The following is a 16,888-nucleotide window of genomic DNA, read 5'->3' as shown; positions in this document are numbered from 1 at the left end:
CAAATTCCGGCCTCTCCCCGCAAGCGGGGAGAGGCGAACGCAAGCTCAGAGCAGCCCTGCCCCGCGCGCCCACTTGTACTTGGCGCCGAGGACCTCGACCGGCAGCTCGGTCGAGTAGGCGTAGGCCGGAATGCCGTTCTGGTAGAGATATTCGGCGGCTTCCTCGACTTCGACGTCGCCGGCCAGAGACGCGACCATCGGCTTCACAAAACCCTTGGCCTCCATCTCCTTCTTCACCTCGACCATGTTGCGGGCGAACACCATCGGCGGGGTGACGATGGTATGCCAGTAGCCGAGGATGAGCGCATGGATACGCTCATCCGACAAGCCGAGCTTCACGGTGTTGACGTAGGTGATCGGCGGCTCGCCGCCGGTGATATCCACAGGATTTCCGGCAGCACCGAACGGCGGGATGAACTTGCGGAAGGCCGCATCGAGATCCGGAGGCATCGACATCAGCGACAGGCCGTTGTCGACGCAGGAGTCCGAGAGCAGCACACCTGAGCCGCCGGCGCCGGTGATGATCAGCACGTTCTCGCCCTTCGGCGTCGGCAGCACCGGCACGCCACGGGCGAATTCGAGCAGCTGGCGCAGGGAGCGAGCACGGATCACGCCGGACTGCTTGAACACGTCCTCGTAGATGCGGTCGTTGCCGGCGAGCGCACCGGTGTGCGAGGACGCCGCCTTGGCACCGGCCGAGGTGCGGCCGGCCTTGAGAACGACCACCGGCTTCTTCTTGGAGACGCGTTTCGCCGCTTCGGCAAAGGCGCGGCCGTCCTTGAGGTCTTCGCAGTGTTGCGCGATCAGGTTCGTGTTCGGATCCTGCTCGAAGAAGGCGAGCAGATCGTCCTCGTCGATATCAGACTTGTTGCCGAGACCGACGATCGCCGAGACGCCCATTTTCGCTGAGCGCGAGAAGCCGATGATGGCCATGCCGATGCCGCCCGACTGCGACGACAGCGCTGCGTGGCCCTTGACGTCGTAAGCTGTACAGAAGGTCGCGCAGAGATTGGCGGGGGTATAGTAGAAGCCGTAGATGTTCGGCCCCATCAGGCGGATGTCGTACTTCTTACCGACCTCGACGATCTCGGCCTGCAGCTCCGGCGCGCCGGCTTCGGCGAAGCCCGACGGGATCAACACCGCGCCCGGGATCTTCTTCTCGCCGCACTCGGTGAGCGCCGCAGCCACGAACTTGGCGGGGATCGCGAACACCGCGACGTCGATCACGCCGGGTACGTCCTTGACGCTCTTGTAGGCCTTGTAGCCGAGGATCTCGGCGGCCTTGGGATGGATCGGATAGATCTCGCCCTTGTAGCCGCCGTTGATGAGGTTCTTCATCACGGAGTTGCCGATCTTGCCGTCCTCGGCGGAGGCGCCGACCACGGCGACCGCCTTTGGCTGCATGATGCGGTTCATGGCCGCGACGATCTCTTCGGTCGGACGCGGCTTGGGCTTCGGCTTGAAGGCGAAGTCGACGACGATGCGCACATCCGCGGCGGTCGCGCCCTTCGGCGTCGCGAACACCGGGTTGAGGTCAAGCTCGACGATCTCAGGGAAATCGGTGACGAGCTGCGACACCTTGACGATGATGTCGGCGAGGGCGTTGCGGTTCACCGGCTCGCCGCCGCGCACGCCCTTCAAGATCTCATGCGCCTGGATGCCATCGAGCATCGAGAGTGCGTCTTCCTTGGTCGCGGGCGCGAGGCGGAAGGTGATGTCCTTCAACACCTCGACCAGCACGCCGCCGAGGCCGAAGGCGACGAGCTTGCCGAACGAGCCGTCGGTGATCGAGCCGACGATGACCTCGGTGCCGCCGGCCAGCATCTGCTGCACCTGGACACCCTCGATCTTGGCATCGGACTTATATTTCTTGGCGTTGGAAAGAATGGTCTCGTAGGCCTTCTCAGCCTCTTCGGTGGTCTTGAGACCGACGATGACGCCGCCGGCTTCGGTCTTGTGGAGAATGTCCGGCGAAACAATCTTCATCACGACCGGGAAGCCCATGGACGAAGCCATCTTGCCGGCCTCGCCGGCCGATTTTGCCACGCCCTCCTTCGGTACCGGAATGCCGTAGGCGTCGCAGACCAGCTTACCCTCCGGCGCCGTCAGGCTGGTGCGGTTGTCCGCCTTGACCTGGTCGAGCACCTTGCGGACGGCATCTTTGGAATTGGACATCTGGCTTCTCCCTTGACCTGAGTTCGTTCTTTGCAAAGCGCGCGCGTGGTTTGCGGCTGCCCGTGATGCTTGCCATTCGCCGCGCTCTGTTCCATGCGGCGGAACGGAGTGGCATAAGCCCAAAGACTACTCCGCCGGCTTGGATCAAAAATGGCTGGCGATGGCATTTGGTATGCCAGAAGCCAACTTGTCAAGCTGGAGCTTGTCTTAGAACGCCGCAAAAAATCGCCGCCTTGACATTCTGGCATGTGGTATGCCAAAAACTTTCCCGTCATTATTCCTGTAAAAGACGACTCCCACTGGAGGAGATTCGTCGTGTCACTACGTAAACCAACCAAGGCGTTGCCGAACATGGCCGAGGCAGACATCGCAATCGTTCGTATTGCCCCGGAGAGCAGCTTCAAGAACAAGGCGTATGACGCCTTGAAGGAAGCCATCCTCAAGATGGACATCTACTCGACGCCCGAGCCGGTGATGCTGGACGAGCGCGCATTGTCCGAGAGGCTTGGCGTCAGCCGCACGCCGATCCGCGAAGCGATCGCCATGCTCGAGCAGGACGGTTTCGTGAAGACGGTGCCGCGCCGCGGCATCATGGTGGTGCGCAGGACCAAGAGCGAGATCGTCGACATGATCCGCGCCTGGGCGGCGCTGGAGAGCATGGCCGCGCGCCTCATCACCACGACCGCACGCAAGAAGGACATCACGGCGCTGCGCGACTTCTTCAAGGACTTCAGCAAGGACCGCCTGCCCGAGGATCACGTCGAGGAATATTCCCGCGCCAACATCGCCTTTCACCAGGCGCTGATCTCGCTGTCGGAATCGCCGGTGCTGGTCGATCTCACCAACGACCTCCTGCTGCACGTGCGCGGCTATCGCCAGCTGACCATCGGACGCAAGGACCGCACCGCAACCTCGCTGCCCGAGCATCTCGGCATCATCGAAGCGCTGGAAGCGCGCGACACCGAGCTCGCCGAGAAGCGCGCCCGCGATCACACCCTCGGCCTTGCCGCTTACGTGGAAGCGCACGGCCAAGAACTGTTCACTTAAGCAACGTTCACCAGAAGGGCGAAGCACTCGCCCCAGTACTGAGACCAGGGAGACAAGGCCCATGCTGAATACCGCGACCAAGTCCGAAGCACCGGGCACCGAGCAGGAACTGACGGATGGCTTCCATCTCGTCATCGACGCGCTCAAGCTGAACGGCATCAACACAATTTATAATGTGCCGGGCATCCCGATCACGGATTTGGGCCGCATGGCGCAGGCCGCCGGCATTCGCGTGATCTCGTTCCGTCACGAGCAGAACGCCGGTTACGCCGCGGGCATCGCCGGCTATCTCACCAGGAAGCCCGGCGTCTGCCTCACGGTGTCCGCGCCCGGCTTCCTCAACGGTCTCACCGCGCTCGCACACGCCACCACCAACTGCTACCCGATGATTCTGGTCTCGGGCTCTTCCGAGCGCGAGATCGTCGACCTCCAGCAGGGCGACTACGAGGAAATGGACCAGCTCGCGATCGCCAAGCCGCTGTGCAAGGCAGCCTATCGCGTGCTGCACGCCCAGGACATCGGCATCGGTTTCGCGCGCGCCATCCGCGCCGCGGTCTCGGGCCGTCCGGGCGGCGTCTATCTGGATCTTCCGGCCAAGCTGTTCGGCCAGGTGATGAACGCCGAGGCCGGCCGGAAGTCGCTGGTCAAGGTGATCGACGCTGCCCCCGCGCAGATCCCCTCGCCCGCTTCGGTGAAGCGCGCGCTCGACGTGCTCAAGAGCGCCAAGCGTCCGCTCATCATCCTCGGCAAGGGCGCGGCCTACGCGCAGGCCGACGAGGAGATCAAGACCTTCGTCGAGAACAGCGGCGTTCCCTTCCTGCCGATGAGCATGGCCAAAGGCCTCCTCCCCGACACGCATCCGCAATGCGCCGGCGCGGCCCGCTCGACAGTGCTGAAGGACTCCGACGTCGTGATGCTGATCGGCGCGCGGCTGAACTGGCTGCTGTCGCACGGCAAGGGCAAGAGCTGGGGCGAAGCGCCGAAGAAGTTCATCCAGGTTGACATCGAGCCGAAGGAGATGGACTCCAACGTCGAGATCGTCGCGCCCGTCGTCGGCGACATCGGCTCAGTCGTCTCCGCCTTCAACCAGGCGATTGCGTCAGGCTGGACCGCCCCGCCCGCCGACTGGACCAAGGCGATCTCGTCCAAGCGCGAAGAGAACGTCGCCAAGATGGCGCCGAAGCTCATGAACAACAAGTCGCCGATGGACTATCACGGCGCACTCGGCGTGCTGAAGACCATCATCAAGGAGCACCCGGAGGCGATCCTCGTCAACGAGGGCGCCAACACGCTCGACCTCGCCCGCGGCGTCATCGACATGTACCGCCCGCGCAAGCGTCTCGACGTCGGCACCTGGGGCGTGATGGGCATCGGCATGGGTCAGGCGATCGCGGCTGCGCTCGAGACCGGCCATCCCGTGCTCGCAGTGGAAGGCGACTCGGCCTTCGGCTTCTCCGGCATGGAGGTCGAGACCATCTGCCGCTACAATCTTCCGATCTGCGTCGTCATCTTCAACAATGACGGCATCTATCGCGGCACCGACGTGAACAACGCCAACGCCGATCCGGCAACCACCGTGTTCGTCAAGGGCGCGCGCTACGACAAGATGATGGAGGCCTTCGGCGGCGTCGGCGTCAATGCCACCTCGCCCGACGAGCTCAAGCGCGCCGTGAACGAGGCGATGAAATCCCGCAAGCCGACGCTCATCAACGCGGTGATCGATCCGGCCGCAGGCTCGGAGAGCGGCCGCATCGGCAACCTCAATCCGCAGAGCGTTCTGCAGAAGAAGAAGTAAGTCCGGGTCATTCCCCGCGCAGGCGGGGAATGCAGTATTCGCCGGATCATCCATTGTGGCGAGCACTGAGCCCAACCGAAACGACAGCGAATACTGGATGCCCGCCTTCGCGGGCATGACGGAAACAGAGTGGTAACAGGAGCAACATGATGACCAAAGCGCTCGAGGGCGTTCGCATTCTCGACTTCACCCACGTCCAGTCCGGGCCGACCTGCACGCAGCTGCTGGCATGGTTCGGCGCCGACGTGATCAAGGTGGAACGCCCGGGCGTGGGTGACATCACCCGCGGCCAGCTGCAGGACATCCCGAACGTGGACAGCCTGTATTTCACCATGCTCAACCACAACAAGCGCTCGATCACGCTCGACACCAAGAACCCCAAGGGCAAGGAGGTCCTCACCGAGCTGATCAAGAAGTGCGACGTGCTGGTGGAGAATTTCGGCCCCGGCGTGCTCGACCGCATGGGCTTCCCCTGGGAGAAGATTCAAGCCATCAACCCGAAGATGATCGTCGCCTCGATCAAGGGTTTTGGCCCCGGACCGTACGAAGACTGCAAGGTGTATGAGAACGTCGCGCAGTGCACCGGCGGCGCCGCCTCGACCACCGGCTTCCGCGACGGCGTACCGCTCGTCACCGGCGCGCAGATCGGCGACAGCGGCACCGGCCTGCACCTCGCGCTCGGCATCGTCACCGCGCTCTATCAGCGCACCCACACCGGCAAGGGCCAGCGCGTCACCGCTGCGATGCAGGACGGCGTGCTCAACCTCTGCCGCGTCAAGCTGCGCGACCAGCAGCGCCTCGCCCACGGACCGCTCAAGGAATACAGCCAGTTCGGCGAAGGCGTGCCGTTCGGCGATGCCGTGCCGCGCGCCGGCAACGATTCCGGCGGCGGTCAGCCCGGCCGCATCCTGAAGTGCAAGGGCTGGGAGACCGATCCCAACGCCTACATCTACTTCATCACCCAGGCCCCGGTCTGGGAGAAGATCTGCGATGTCATCGGCGAGCCCTCCTGGAAGACCGATCCGAACTACGCCAAGCCGGCGGCGCGCCTGCCGCGCCTCAACGAGATCTTCGCCCGCATCGAGCAGTGGACGATGTCCAAGACCAAGTTCGAGGCAATGGAGATCCTCAACAAGGACGACATCCCCTGCGGCCCGATCCTGTCGATGAAGGAGATCGCCGAGGACCAGTCGCTGCGCGCGACCGGCACCGTGGTCGAGGTCGACCACCCCACCCGCGGCAAGTACGTCTCGGTCGGCAATCCGATCAAGCTGTCGGACTCGCCGAGCGATGTGCAGCGCTCCCCGCTGCTCGGCGAGCACACCGACGAGATCCTGCGTTCGGTGCTCGGCTTCTCGGACCACCAGGTCGCCGAGATCCACAAGTCCGGCGCGCTCGACCCGCCGCAGAAGCAGGCCGCGGAGTAAGCGGGCCAGCATTGAACGAGACGAAAGGGCCGCCCGAAGGGGCGGCCTTTTTGCTTGGGAAGGCGCGGCGTCGCAGGCTCAAAATCAAAACTGAAAAAACAACCCCATGCACAGTAGCCATCCCGTTGGCCCGCAACGATATTTCTGATTCAGCGAAAAAATTCTGAACCGTCGGGCAAAACAGCGGTATTATGCTATCGTGGATGTCGTGCCGGGAGCGCGCATCACGGCGTTGGCTGTTGCCACAGGCCCCATTCGTCTGTTGACCGCAGATGCCGTAGCTTATTGCTCAGATACTTCCGGAGTGCCAGCAGCAGGCCTTTAAGCGATACAAGGATGTGCTTCGGGGTTGGAAGACTTGGCATGACGCTCAAGTTGTAGACGCGACGAAAGCCGATCGCTTGATCGGAAATAGATCATGCAGTTAAATTAACTCCCTAGGGGAGCTGCTCCCTGCGAATTTATATCGCTCCGAACAACCTCTCTTCGAGTTCGGCTTTTGTAGGTACCTTTCCTTCGCGGATGATCGCAATCAGAACCCTTCGAAGGAGTTCAAAAGTGCGCAACACATCGTCGCCTTCGTGTTTGCGTTTGCCATGGGCGGCCGCTGAGCGCTTGTCATATAGGCTGGCAATTTCCCTTTGATGAGAAAGTCTTTCGGAGCCTGGAGGATTCAAGTACGACGCGATCAAAGCTGAGACGCGAAAGCGTAGCTCCGACGTTGACGGCGAAAAAATTGCTTCCAGGGCGCCCCACAACGATATCAGGATTAGAGCTGTATCCTCGATAAACTGGCCAGCATTCATGACACTTACGGCCAGACGAAACTCTGGGCTGTCTTTCGACAATTTTTGGGCTGCACTGAAGTGCTCTACAACCCAACTCAGACTACTCTCTGACTTCTTTCCTTCGTCAACGATTGCTAGCTGAAAGGCCCTCGGCCTGTGCTCTAGCAACGCGATGTTGGCAGCTTCATCTTTCGCATTCGCAATTTGAGCAAAGGGCATGTCCGAGAGCGCGACAGCTACGATGGACGGATCAGTCCAAAGCCGCAGCATGAAGAGTGCGACAAATGCTACTTCCATTCGATCATGTACGGTTTTGCCGGCAGATGCCGGAACTGTTAATTGCGTAGTAATATCGTAGCCGAGTCCTGACCTCGTGGTTTTCCAAGGCGGAGGATGAGGCAGTCCGTCAGTCGGCGGCGGTGCGAACGCCAGAAGGGTTGGCGACATTATGTGAGCATATGTCGTTTCTAGTCGCACGCCAGTTGGGAGATTGATGACGGCGTCCACTAAACTAAGGCCGGCCAAACCAATGTGCAGGTCGCCGGTTGGTGGGAATAGTCTCATATTTTGCCCCCCAAAAGCTGCGTCGGAGCAAAGACGCCGAACTTCGCTCTCAAGCAATACCAAGTCGCAATAGCCCGTCCACTCCTCAGGGTTACAGGTTTACTCCTCTCAGGACTGAGGACCATACCGAATCGATCGCGTGACCAACTTTATCGCGCGGCAGTCCTCGCAGACCGCCTCGCGGCGGTCGAAGTCGGAGGTCAATCCGAGCGCAGAGCAGACCGGATTGATCTGCTGTCGTGGGTATACGTCGGCGAGTTTGGCGACGCAGTCGTCGCAATAGCCCTTCGGTGTTTCGCTACAAAGGAAAGCGTAGATTTTTTCCGGATTGGTCATGAGCGAAGATTAGCTCATGATCTCCGAACCATCTAGACCTAGAGAGTTGAAAGCCAGTCCTTGAATGCCGTCATTGGCGCCTTGATGTGGAGTATTTCTCCGGTGACGAGCTTCACCTCCACCCAATCTCCGTTTTTGCCTTCTGTGACGCTGACAATGTGTCGAGCATTCAGAATCGTCATCTGGCCGTCACTGGTCGTCCATGCATGGTAGGCTAACCTCGTCATTGGCGTCTCATGAGTTTTTTTGGGCACCCGCCATCTAATCATCTCAGTTGGGTACACAAGCGGTGCCGCTGCGTGGATAATTTGTCTTCCTGGACTGTCACCGCGATTCCCGAGACACTCAGCGATCTCCCGCCCCCAACTGCTCGCGAAAGTACTTCACCACCGCCGCATTGAATGCGCGATGAAACTCTGCCCGGTCGAACCCTGTGGGCACGTCTGTGCAGATGCGCGGCACCGCCGCCGCGAGATCGGCCCAGCACGGCGCCAGGAACGCATAATGGCCAGCCGGCACGAGTGAACATCGGCTTCCCTGACAAGCCCTCGGCGAGGCGTGCGTTGCCGGAGCCGTCGCCGAACTGTGATCGCCAGAACTGGAAAGGCACTTTGACGAGAGCAAGGTTCTCCCGCGTCAAGGGGGGCGGTGCGCGATAGACGATGACGGCGGCGCAAATGTGCGCATCGTGGATCGGCTCGGGCGGCGTCTGGCCGTTGTGAAGCTGTGCGCGCACGCCGATCGTTTCCTTGCAGAGGCTGGCGACCCTGGCGAAGTCCGGCCTGGTCCCCATCAGCACGAGGCCGAGATTGCGGAGATTCCGGCGACAGCACACTCAATTCTAGGGTTATGCTGACGCTCAGTCAGCGGATGTGCCGTAGCGGCTGAGCACCGGGTCGATCTCGAGTTCGTTGGCAAGGAAATCGATCATTGCTCGCACCTTGAGCGGAACGAAGCGGCGTGACGGGTACACGGCGTTGAGCGGCAGAGGCTTGGGCTCGTATGACCTGAGCAGGACTTGCACCTTTTTGTCCTCCACCTCATTCGAGAACGCGAATGCCGGGATGACGGCGATGCCGAGACCGGCAAGCACGCCTTCACGCACGGCTTCCGAGTTGTCGACGCGATAGCGGCCCGACACGGCCACCACCAGCGGCCCGTCCTTGCTCTCAAAGTGCCATCGATTTCCCGTCGCGAGGCGCGTGTAGACGATGCACTGATGGCGTGCGAGGTCGGCAGGCGCGCTTGGTGTGCCGTGCGTCCTTAGATAGGCTGGTGAGGCTACCGTAACCCGGCGCACCATGCCGATATTGCGCGCAACCAGGCTCTGGTCGGTGATCTCGCCAACGCGCAACGCGAGGTCGATGCCCTGCTCGACGAGATCGACGAAGCTATCGCTCATCGTCACATCGATCGACAGATCAGGATAGCGCGAGAGGAAGCTGGCAAGGCGCGGCACGATATGTCGACGGCCGAGCACCACCGGCACAGCGAGACGTAGCGTCCCAGTGGGTTTCGCTTGCCGCCGGCCAACCGCGTTTTCCGCCTCGCCAACGGCCTCCAAAGCGCGGAGCGCATGCTCGTAGAATGCGCGGCCATCGTCGGTCAGTGTCAAAGCACGTGTCGTGCGGGTGAGGAGGCGCGAACCGAGATGCTCCTCGAGCGCTGCGATTTGCCGGCTGATCGTCGGCTGCGTCGAGTTCTGTTCGTTGGCGACCGCGGTGAAGCTGCCGGCTTCGACCACGCGGACGAACGTCTTCATCGGGCTCAGCAGATCCATGCAATTCATACGCCTTTCGTATCAATGTTATGAGATTTGCAGGTGTTCCGCAAGTCCGATGCATGATGCATTGATCTGTCCAAGCCAATGACGGCCCGCCGCTGCGCAACTCCGGAGATGATCATGAGCGCCGAAACCAACTCAGCACCGGCCTATTTCAGCCGTTACGCCCACCTCCGCATGAGCCGGGACGCAGACGGCATCTTGCTGGTCGAGATGCACACCAACGGCGGCCCCATCAAATTCGATGCGCGCGACCATGAGGGGTTCACGGACGCCTTCTACGAGATCGGCCGCGACCGCGGAAACAAGGTCGTCATCCTGACTGGTGTCGGCGATTACATGGCCGAGATCGACTTCGACAGCTTCGGAAATGTCGGCGATGCCAATGTCTGGTCGAAAGTGCACGACGAAGGCACCCAGATCCTCGAGAACATCGCCAACATTCGCGTGCCGATGATCGCCGCCATCGAGGGCAAGGCGCACATCCACACCGAGTATGCGTTGCTCGCTAACGTCATCGTTGCTGCCAAGACGGCGACTTTCCACGATCTGCCGCACTTCGCCGGCGGGATCGTTCCAGGCGATGGCGTTTACACGACGTGGGCGTATCGCGCTGGGGCGGGCCGGAGCGAGGCATTCCTCCTTAGCCCGCGTCCGGTCACGGCTGAGGAAGCGGCAGCATGGGGCGTCGTGAATTACCTGGCGGATGCCGGCAGTGCCGTCGCGGTCGCCCGTGATCTGGCGCAGCAATATCTCAAGCAACCCGAGGTGACGCGCCGCAATACGCGCATCCACTTCATCCAACCGCTGAAAGAGCGGATCGTCCGCGAAGTCGGCTACGGACTCGCGCTCGAAGGCGCCAGCGCCAACGCGCTCGTCCGACAGACGATGGCCGCGTCAAACACCTGAGCACCCCGTGAACAACGACTAACTTCAATCCTTTTTGACCGACATTCCGGAGCACGATCATGTCCCTGCAAACCGAACTCGACACTTTCAAGGCATCCTGGCGCGAGCGCGTCGGCGCCGAAACCGCGAAGCTTGTCGATGACGACAATGCGGCGCTGCAGTCGCTGGCTGATCGCGCGCTCAAGGCCGGTGCACAGTTTCCGAAACGGCAACTGCCGAACCAGATCGGTGGCACGACCGATCTCGGCGCTCTGATCGAGAGCGGCCCACTCGTTGTGACCTTCTATCGCGGCGGCTGGTGCCCCTACTGCAATCTCGAACTACGCGCTTACCAGAAAGCGCTGCCCGAGATCACGGCGCTTGGCGCTCGCCTTGTCGCCATCTCGCCGGAGACGCCCGACAACGCGCTGACGACCGCGGAGAAGAACGCGCTGAGCTTCGACGTATTGAGTGATACGGACGGTGTGCTAGCGGATGCACTCGGCATCCGCTTCCAGCTCTCGCCAGCCATCCAGGCGCTTTACCGGAAATTCGGCCACGACCTGCCGACCCGCAACGGGGACGGACAGTGGTCGCTGCCAATGCCGGCGAGCTACGTCATCGAGAAGAGCGGCCGTATCGCACTCGCGAGCGTCGATCCCGACTATCGCAACAGGATGGATCCGGCCGTCGCGCTATCGGCGCTGCGCAAGATCGCAATCGCGTCATGATCTCAAGAGCAAGAATTGTCATGAGCACGTCGCTTTCCACGTTTGCCGTACCGACTGTGCCTTCGCGGGTGGCTTTGCGCGACCGCCCGGAAGTGTGCGGTCTTGCGCTTGGCTTGCTGGCCGCGGGCATCTGGGGCTCCTATCTGGCCATGGCACGCGCCGGCGTCTCGGCGGGTCTCCACGCCACCGACGTCGCAGCGATCCGGTACGGCGTCGCAGGATTGATCATGCTGCCGTGGCTGTTGAGGCGCGGCGTCATGGACATGGCCGGCATGGGTATGAAGAAGGGCGCAACCCTGACACTGCTGGTCGGGCCGCTCTTCGTCATAACCGGTGTATCAGGTTATTCATTCGCGCCGCTGGCTCATGGTGCCGTCATCCAGCCGGCAGCGCTGACGCTCGGGTCGCTCGGACTAGCATTTCTGGTCCTGGGTGATCGGCCGACGATTGCACGCGTTGTAGGCGTCGCCATAATCCTCGCTGGGCTCGCTGTGATTGCCGGACCCGGTTTGATGACCGGGGCGGCATTGACGCCGATCGGCGACTTGCTATTCGCGGCTGCCGGCCTGATGTGGGCCGTGTTTACGGTCCTCAGCCGCCGCTGGGGCGTGCCGCCGGTCGCAGGAACCGCCGTGGTATCCGTGCTTTCAGCCATTGTCTACGTTCCCTGCTACATCTCGGTGATCGGAGCGGATCGTCTCTTGGCGGCTCCGTTGCCGATGCTCGCAGCGCAAATTCTGGTGCAAGGCGTTCTCTCAGGCGTCGTCGCTGTCATTGCTTTCTCGAAGACTGTTCAACTTCTTGGTGCCGGGCGCGCCGCGGTCTTTCCGGCTCTCGTCCCAGCCGTCGCAATCCTGATAGGCATGCCGATCACAGGCGAGATTCCGAACAGTCTCCAGCTTGCAGGCTTGGCCCTGGTCAGCACCGGTTTGCTGGTGGCGATCGGCGTGATTGCTCTGCGGAAGCCTCGGAGTCACTAAAAAAATTGAGACAGCAAAGAGTTCGAAACATCGGCTGAATGGGCAAAGCGGATGTCGCCCTTGCGGCTGCCAGCTGCAGCGCCGACTTCCGCAACGAGGCATCCTCGAAATGCCTGTCACTGCAATTGTCGTGTCACTTCAGGGCTGCAGTCCAGCACTTTCACCGTACGTCGAGCTTCAACGATCTTCCGCCAATCTCTCGCGAAAATACTTCACCACCGCCGCGTTGAACTCGCGATGAAATCCGGCCCGATCGAACACTGCGGGCACATCGGTGCAGATGCGCGGGACGGCCGCCGCGAGATCGGCCGAGCACGGAGCGAGGAACGCATAATGGCCGGCTGGCACGACGTGGATGTCAGGCTTGCCCGGCAAGCCTTCCGAGACGCGCGCATTGCCGGAGCCATCGCCGACTCCCGGCCCACCGAACTGCGAGCGCCAGAACTGGAAAGGCACTTTGACGAGAGCGAGGTTCTCCCGCGTCAGGGTAGCCGGTGCAGGATCAACGATGACGGCGGCGCGAATGCGCGCATCGCGGATCGGCTCGGGCGGCGTCTCGCCGTTGTGAAGCTGTGCGCACACGCCGGTCGTCTCCTTGCAGAGGCTGGCGACCCTGGCGAAATCCGGCTTAGTGCCCATCAGCACGAGTCCGGTCGCCCCGCCGAGCGAGAAACCGACGAAGCCGACTTTGGCGGGATCGATCACCGCCCTGTCCTTCCAGTCGTTCAACAGAAAATCGAGCAGGCGCACGATGTCCGCCGGGCGCGATCCCCACACCGACAGCGTATCGCGCCTCGAGGAATCGCTGAACGTATCGCCGGGATGATTGATGGCGGCGACGATGAACCCGGCATCGGCCAGCGCCTCCGCCGTGTCGTGCTGCTGGCCGAAAAATCCGCCCCGGCCGTGCGAGTAGATGACGAGCGCCAGCTTCGCACCCGTGACGGAACAATCCTTCACACCCTTCAGATCGAAATCGGCGCTCACCGATAAACGGCCCAGCGCCACATGCGTCGGCTCCGCCGCGCATGGATACCAGATCGCACCTGACAGCGCCGGATCGGCGTCGAGAAGCTGAATGCCCGCAGCCTCGGCCGGCGAACCAAGACAGCAGAGCGTGACGGCAAAAGCCCAGAGCATGTTGCGCAACGGAAGCCCCCCGATCTCCCGCAGGAGTTGAACGCGGAACGGTAGCGGAATTGTGGCTTCGGCTTGTCGGGCGGGCACACCTTGCCGCCGCTGTTGGCGTTGAGGCAGACTGTCCGCAAAAAGGGAGGGTCAACATGTCACTACTCGGCAAGGCCGCCGTCGCGATGTGGTGGAGCGTTCGCCCGGAGCAGCGCGACGAGTTCGGCGACTGGCATTCGCATGAGCATTTTCCGGAGCGGATGAGCATTCCCGGCTTCCGGCGGGGATCGCGCTGGAGCAGCACGACGGATCCCGAAGGCTTTTTCGTGCTCTACGAGCTCGCGCAATACGAAGTCCTCACGTCGAAGGGATATCTCGACCGGCTCAACGCGCCGACGCCGTGGTCGAGGAAGATGATGCCGCATCATCTCGGCATGGTCCGCAGCCAGTGCCGGATCATCGCGAGCTTTGGCGGTGGCGTAGCGGCCTCGCTTGCGACCATCAGGCTGTCGCCAGACCTCGGGCGGGAGGTGGAGTTGCAGGCGCACCTTTCCGACACGCTCGCCGCATTGGCACAGCAGCCGGGACTGACAGGCGCCCACCTCCTGCTCACCGACACGCCCCGGACAAGCGCGCCCACCACCGAGCAGCAGATCCGCGGCAAGGACGGCGCTGCCGACTGGATCGTGCTGCTGTCCGGTTACGATTCCGATGCCGTTGAGGACGTGATCGCCGGACGGCTCTCGCCGTCATCGCTTCAAGCGGCCGGCGCTTGCGAAAACCCTGGAATTGGCCGCTACAGGCTGGCATTCACAATGACATCTCAGGATGTCGCTGCCGTCTAGCGATCCGGCCGAACAAGATTCGAACGAAAAAAATTCAAGGCACCTGTCGGACCGGCGGCTTCCCCGTCGTCCTCGTGACATGAATGGGCCATAGACGCCGACGTCGGCCCATCAACGCAAGAGGATGAACGAAACATGCCCAATACCGTCCGCCTGCACCGCGTCCTGGCCACCAAGCCGGAGAAAGTCTATCGCGCCTTCCTGGAGGCCGATGCGATGGCGAAATGGCTTCCGCCGAACGGGTTCACCTGCGCCGTGCATCATTTCGAGCCCAAGGTCGGGGGCACGTTCAAGATGTCGTTCCGGAATTTCACCACGGGCAACAGCCATTCCTTTGGCGGCGAATATGTCGAGCTCGTGCCCGGCGAATGCATCCGCTATACCGACAAGTTCGACGATCCCAATCTGCCCGGCCTGATCGAGGTGACCGTGATCCTGAAGAAGGTCTCGGTCGGAACCGAAATCGACATCACGCAGTCGGGCATCCCGGATGTCATCCCGCCGGAGGCCTGCTATCTCGGCTGGCAGGAATCGCTGCGGAATCTGGCCAAGCTCGTCGAGCCCGAGATCAATCAATAGGCTGGCTCCGATGCAGCGGTGCTGCTCGGCCTGATGCGGAGCAGACCGCCACCGGCTTCGCGCCAGGGCAATCGCATATGGAGTGATTTCGCCCGTGGCCATCCTTCGAGACGCCCGCCGTTGGCGGGCCCTCAGGATGAGGAGCGAGTGCGTTGCGCCAGTTTCAACGGGCACCGGTTCCGCTTAGCCTCATCCTGAGGGACCGCGAAGCGGTTGTCTCGAAGGACGAGGCGCGCTCAGGTCTTTCAACAAAGCCATATGCGATCGCCCTGGGCGCCAAGCGGTATCCGACGGCGTCGCGGCAGGCGCCGTCCCGCCCCGCGTGCAGGCGCTCCCGGCAGTCCGATGCCCCTTGTGCCGGTCGAGCGGAAGGCTACACTCGGGAGGAATCGGGAGGGGGTTGATGAAACCATTCCAGGCGTTGCGGATGATTGCCTGTGGCGCGCTGCTCGTTGCGGCCGCAGCAGCTTCGGCCCGGGCCGAAGGGACTTTTGAGATTCCCGCGGGAGCACATTTCAACAAGGAAAAGCTGGCAAAACTCGACGCGTTCTTCCGCAACGAAGTCGCGACGGGGAAAATTCCCGGAGCAATCCTGCTCATCCAACAGCACGGCAAGCCGGTTTATCACAAGTCCTTCGGCGTGCAGGATGTGGAGTCGAAGGCTCCGATCACCGACCATACCATCTTCCGCCTGTTCTCGATGACCAAGGCCATCACCAGCGTGGTTGCCGTGCAGATGATCGACGAGGGCAAGTTCTCCCTCGATGACCCGATCGCAAAATACATTCCGTCGTTTGCAAATGTGAAGGTCGGCGTCGAGAAGGCAGCCAGCGACGGTACCAAGACGCTCGAACTGGTACCGCCGAACCGGCCGCCGACGGTGCTCGACCTGATGCGCCAGACCTCCGGCGTCACCTACGGCTTCTACGGCGACAGCCTGGTCCGCAAGGCCTACAAGGCTGCCGACATCTATGCCGGCGATTTCGACCTCGCCGAGTTCGCCGAGCGGATTGCAAAACTGCCGCTGCACAATCAACCCGGCGCGCTCTGGCAGTATGGCCATTCCACCGACATCCTGGCGCGGATCATGGAAATCGCGTCCGGGAAGTCCCTGATCGAGGTCGAGAAGGAAAAGCTGCTCGATCCGCTCGGCATGAAGGACACCGGCTTCTTCGTCGGCGACCCCGAAAAGCAGAAGCTGCTCGCCAAGCCGATGCCGAACGACAGCGATTTCCGGGTGGGCCGCGAAAACGATCCGACCAAGCCGAAGAAGATGATGTACGCCAGTGGCGGCATGGTCTCGACGATGGCGGACTACGCCCGCTTCGCTCAGATGCTGCTCAATGGCGGCACCTACGAGGGCAAGACCATTCTCAGCCCCAAGGCGTTCAAGCTGCTGACGACGGACCAGGTCGGGCCCGGGTCGGGCGTCGAGCGGGACTTCTTCTACTTTCCGGGCGACGGCTTCGGCTTCGGGCTCGGCCTCGCCGTACGCACCGATCCGGGCAACGCCAAACCGCCGCCGCCGGGCAATCTGGGCGAACTGAAATGGGACGGCGCCAGCGGCTGCTATTTCGTGATCGACCCCAAGCAGGACATGTTCTTCGTCCTGCTCGAGCAGACTCCCTCGGAGCGCCAGCGCATCCAAAGGACCGTCAAGCAGCTGATTTATGAGGCCATGGAGAACTGACGACGTCACGTCGGCGAGCGAGCGACTGTGCAAAGTCATGTGCGCGCTTCGGTTCTGGCTGTGCGGTCTTGATGTGCGTCAAACTGTCTAAAGGGCAAAACGGCTAGGAGCAGGAGTCTTCCCTGCCGGCCT

At 62.1% G+C, this 16,888-nt stretch carries 14 protein-coding genes; 9 read left to right on the top strand and 5 right to left on the bottom strand.

Annotated elements, in window-relative coordinates:
- Nucleotides 1–45 precede the first annotated feature (45 nt).
- A complete protein-coding gene (locus EDE08_RS17255; RefSeq protein ID WP_131870156.1) occupies nt 46–2,175 on the bottom strand; it encodes an acetate--CoA ligase family protein in 2,130 nt (709 codons plus the stop codon).
- A gap of 351 nt (nt 2,176–2,526) precedes the next feature.
- On the opposite strand from EDE08_RS17255, the gene EDE08_RS17250 reads away from it, so the two are divergent.
- The 3 genes from EDE08_RS17250 (at nt 2,527) to frc (ending at nt 6,444) form a co-directional block, all read left to right on the top strand.
- Entirely contained in the window at nt 2,527–3,222 is a 696-nt protein-coding gene (locus EDE08_RS17250) for a GntR family transcriptional regulator (RefSeq protein WP_162131044.1), read from the top strand.
- Nucleotides 3,223–3,283: 61 nt separating this feature from the next.
- A complete protein-coding gene (gene oxc / locus EDE08_RS17245) occupies nt 3,284–5,017 on the top strand; it encodes an oxalyl-CoA decarboxylase (protein WP_131870158.1) in 1,734 nt (577 codons plus the stop codon).
- Between the two features lie 149 nt (nt 5,018–5,166).
- Nucleotides 5,167–6,444, top strand: a complete 1,278-nt coding sequence (gene frc, locus EDE08_RS17240) for a formyl-CoA transferase (RefSeq protein WP_131870159.1) — start codon at nt 5,167–5,169, stop codon at nt 6,442–6,444.
- A gap of 461 nt (nt 6,445–6,905) precedes the next feature.
- On the opposite strand, the gene EDE08_RS17235 is transcribed toward frc, so the two are convergent.
- From EDE08_RS17235 to EDE08_RS17225, 3 genes are all read right to left on the bottom strand, one after another.
- Nucleotides 6,906–7,796, bottom strand: coding sequence for a HEPN domain-containing protein (locus tag EDE08_RS17235; protein WP_131870160.1), 891 nt, complete (start codon nt 7,794–7,796; stop codon nt 6,906–6,908).
- 374 nt (nt 7,797–8,170) lie between these two features.
- Nucleotides 8,171–8,359 (bottom strand): hypothetical protein, encoded by a 189-nt coding sequence (locus EDE08_RS17230; protein WP_131870161.1) that lies wholly within the window; start codon nt 8,357–8,359, stop codon nt 8,171–8,173.
- A gap of 632 nt (nt 8,360–8,991) precedes the next feature.
- Complete coding sequence (locus EDE08_RS17225) at nt 8,992–9,894, bottom strand: LysR family transcriptional regulator (RefSeq protein ID WP_283811640.1); 903 nt, start codon at nt 9,892–9,894, stop codon at nt 8,992–8,994.
- A 135-nt stretch (nt 9,895–10,029) separates the two neighbouring features.
- On the opposite strand from EDE08_RS17225, the gene EDE08_RS17220 reads away from it, so the two are divergent.
- From EDE08_RS17220 to EDE08_RS17210, 3 genes are read left to right on the top strand one after another with little or no spacing between them, the layout of a single operon-like run.
- The gene (locus EDE08_RS17220) at nt 10,030–10,824 is read left to right on the top strand and encodes an enoyl-CoA hydratase/isomerase family protein (protein ID WP_245524807.1); all 795 of its coding nucleotides are present in this window, start codon (nt 10,030–10,032) and stop codon (nt 10,822–10,824) included.
- A gap of 59 nt (nt 10,825–10,883) precedes the next feature.
- Complete coding sequence (locus EDE08_RS17215; RefSeq protein ID WP_131870163.1) at nt 10,884–11,534, top strand: peroxiredoxin-like family protein; 651 nt, start codon at nt 10,884–10,886, stop codon at nt 11,532–11,534.
- A gap of 20 nt (nt 11,535–11,554) precedes the next feature.
- A complete protein-coding gene (locus tag EDE08_RS17210) occupies nt 11,555–12,514 on the top strand; it encodes a DMT family transporter (protein ID WP_165935990.1) in 960 nt (319 codons plus the stop codon).
- A 177-nt stretch (nt 12,515–12,691) separates the two neighbouring features.
- On the opposite strand, the gene EDE08_RS17205 is transcribed toward EDE08_RS17210, so the two are convergent.
- Complete coding sequence (locus EDE08_RS17205) at nt 12,692–13,654, bottom strand: alpha/beta hydrolase family protein (RefSeq protein WP_131870258.1); 963 nt, start codon at nt 13,652–13,654, stop codon at nt 12,692–12,694.
- 143 nt (nt 13,655–13,797) lie between these two features.
- On the opposite strand from EDE08_RS17205, the gene EDE08_RS17200 reads away from it, so the two are divergent.
- The 3 genes from EDE08_RS17200 to EDE08_RS17190 all read left to right on the top strand — a co-directional run bounded on the left by EDE08_RS17200 (nt 13,798) and on the right by EDE08_RS17190 (nt 16,756).
- Nucleotides 13,798–14,487, top strand: a complete 690-nt coding sequence (locus tag EDE08_RS17200; RefSeq protein ID WP_131870165.1) for a hypothetical protein — start codon at nt 13,798–13,800, stop codon at nt 14,485–14,487.
- Nucleotides 14,488–14,622: 135 nt separating this feature from the next.
- On the top strand, nt 14,623–15,066 hold the full coding sequence (locus EDE08_RS17195; protein ID WP_131870166.1) for an SRPBCC family protein: 444 nt from the start codon (nt 14,623–14,625) through the stop codon (nt 15,064–15,066).
- Between the two features lie 403 nt (nt 15,067–15,469).
- The gene (locus EDE08_RS17190; protein ID WP_131870167.1) at nt 15,470–16,756 is read left to right on the top strand and encodes a serine hydrolase domain-containing protein; all 1,287 of its coding nucleotides are present in this window, start codon (nt 15,470–15,472) and stop codon (nt 16,754–16,756) included.
- Nucleotides 16,757–16,888 lie beyond the last annotated feature (132 nt).

The organism is Bradyrhizobium sp. R2.2-H, assembly GCF_004346455.1.
Taxonomy (GTDB): domain Bacteria; phylum Pseudomonadota; class Alphaproteobacteria; order Rhizobiales; family Xanthobacteraceae; genus Bradyrhizobium; species Bradyrhizobium diversitatis.
Note: the sequence above shows the minus strand (reverse complement) of the source record. Positions and strands in the feature narration are given on the sequence as shown.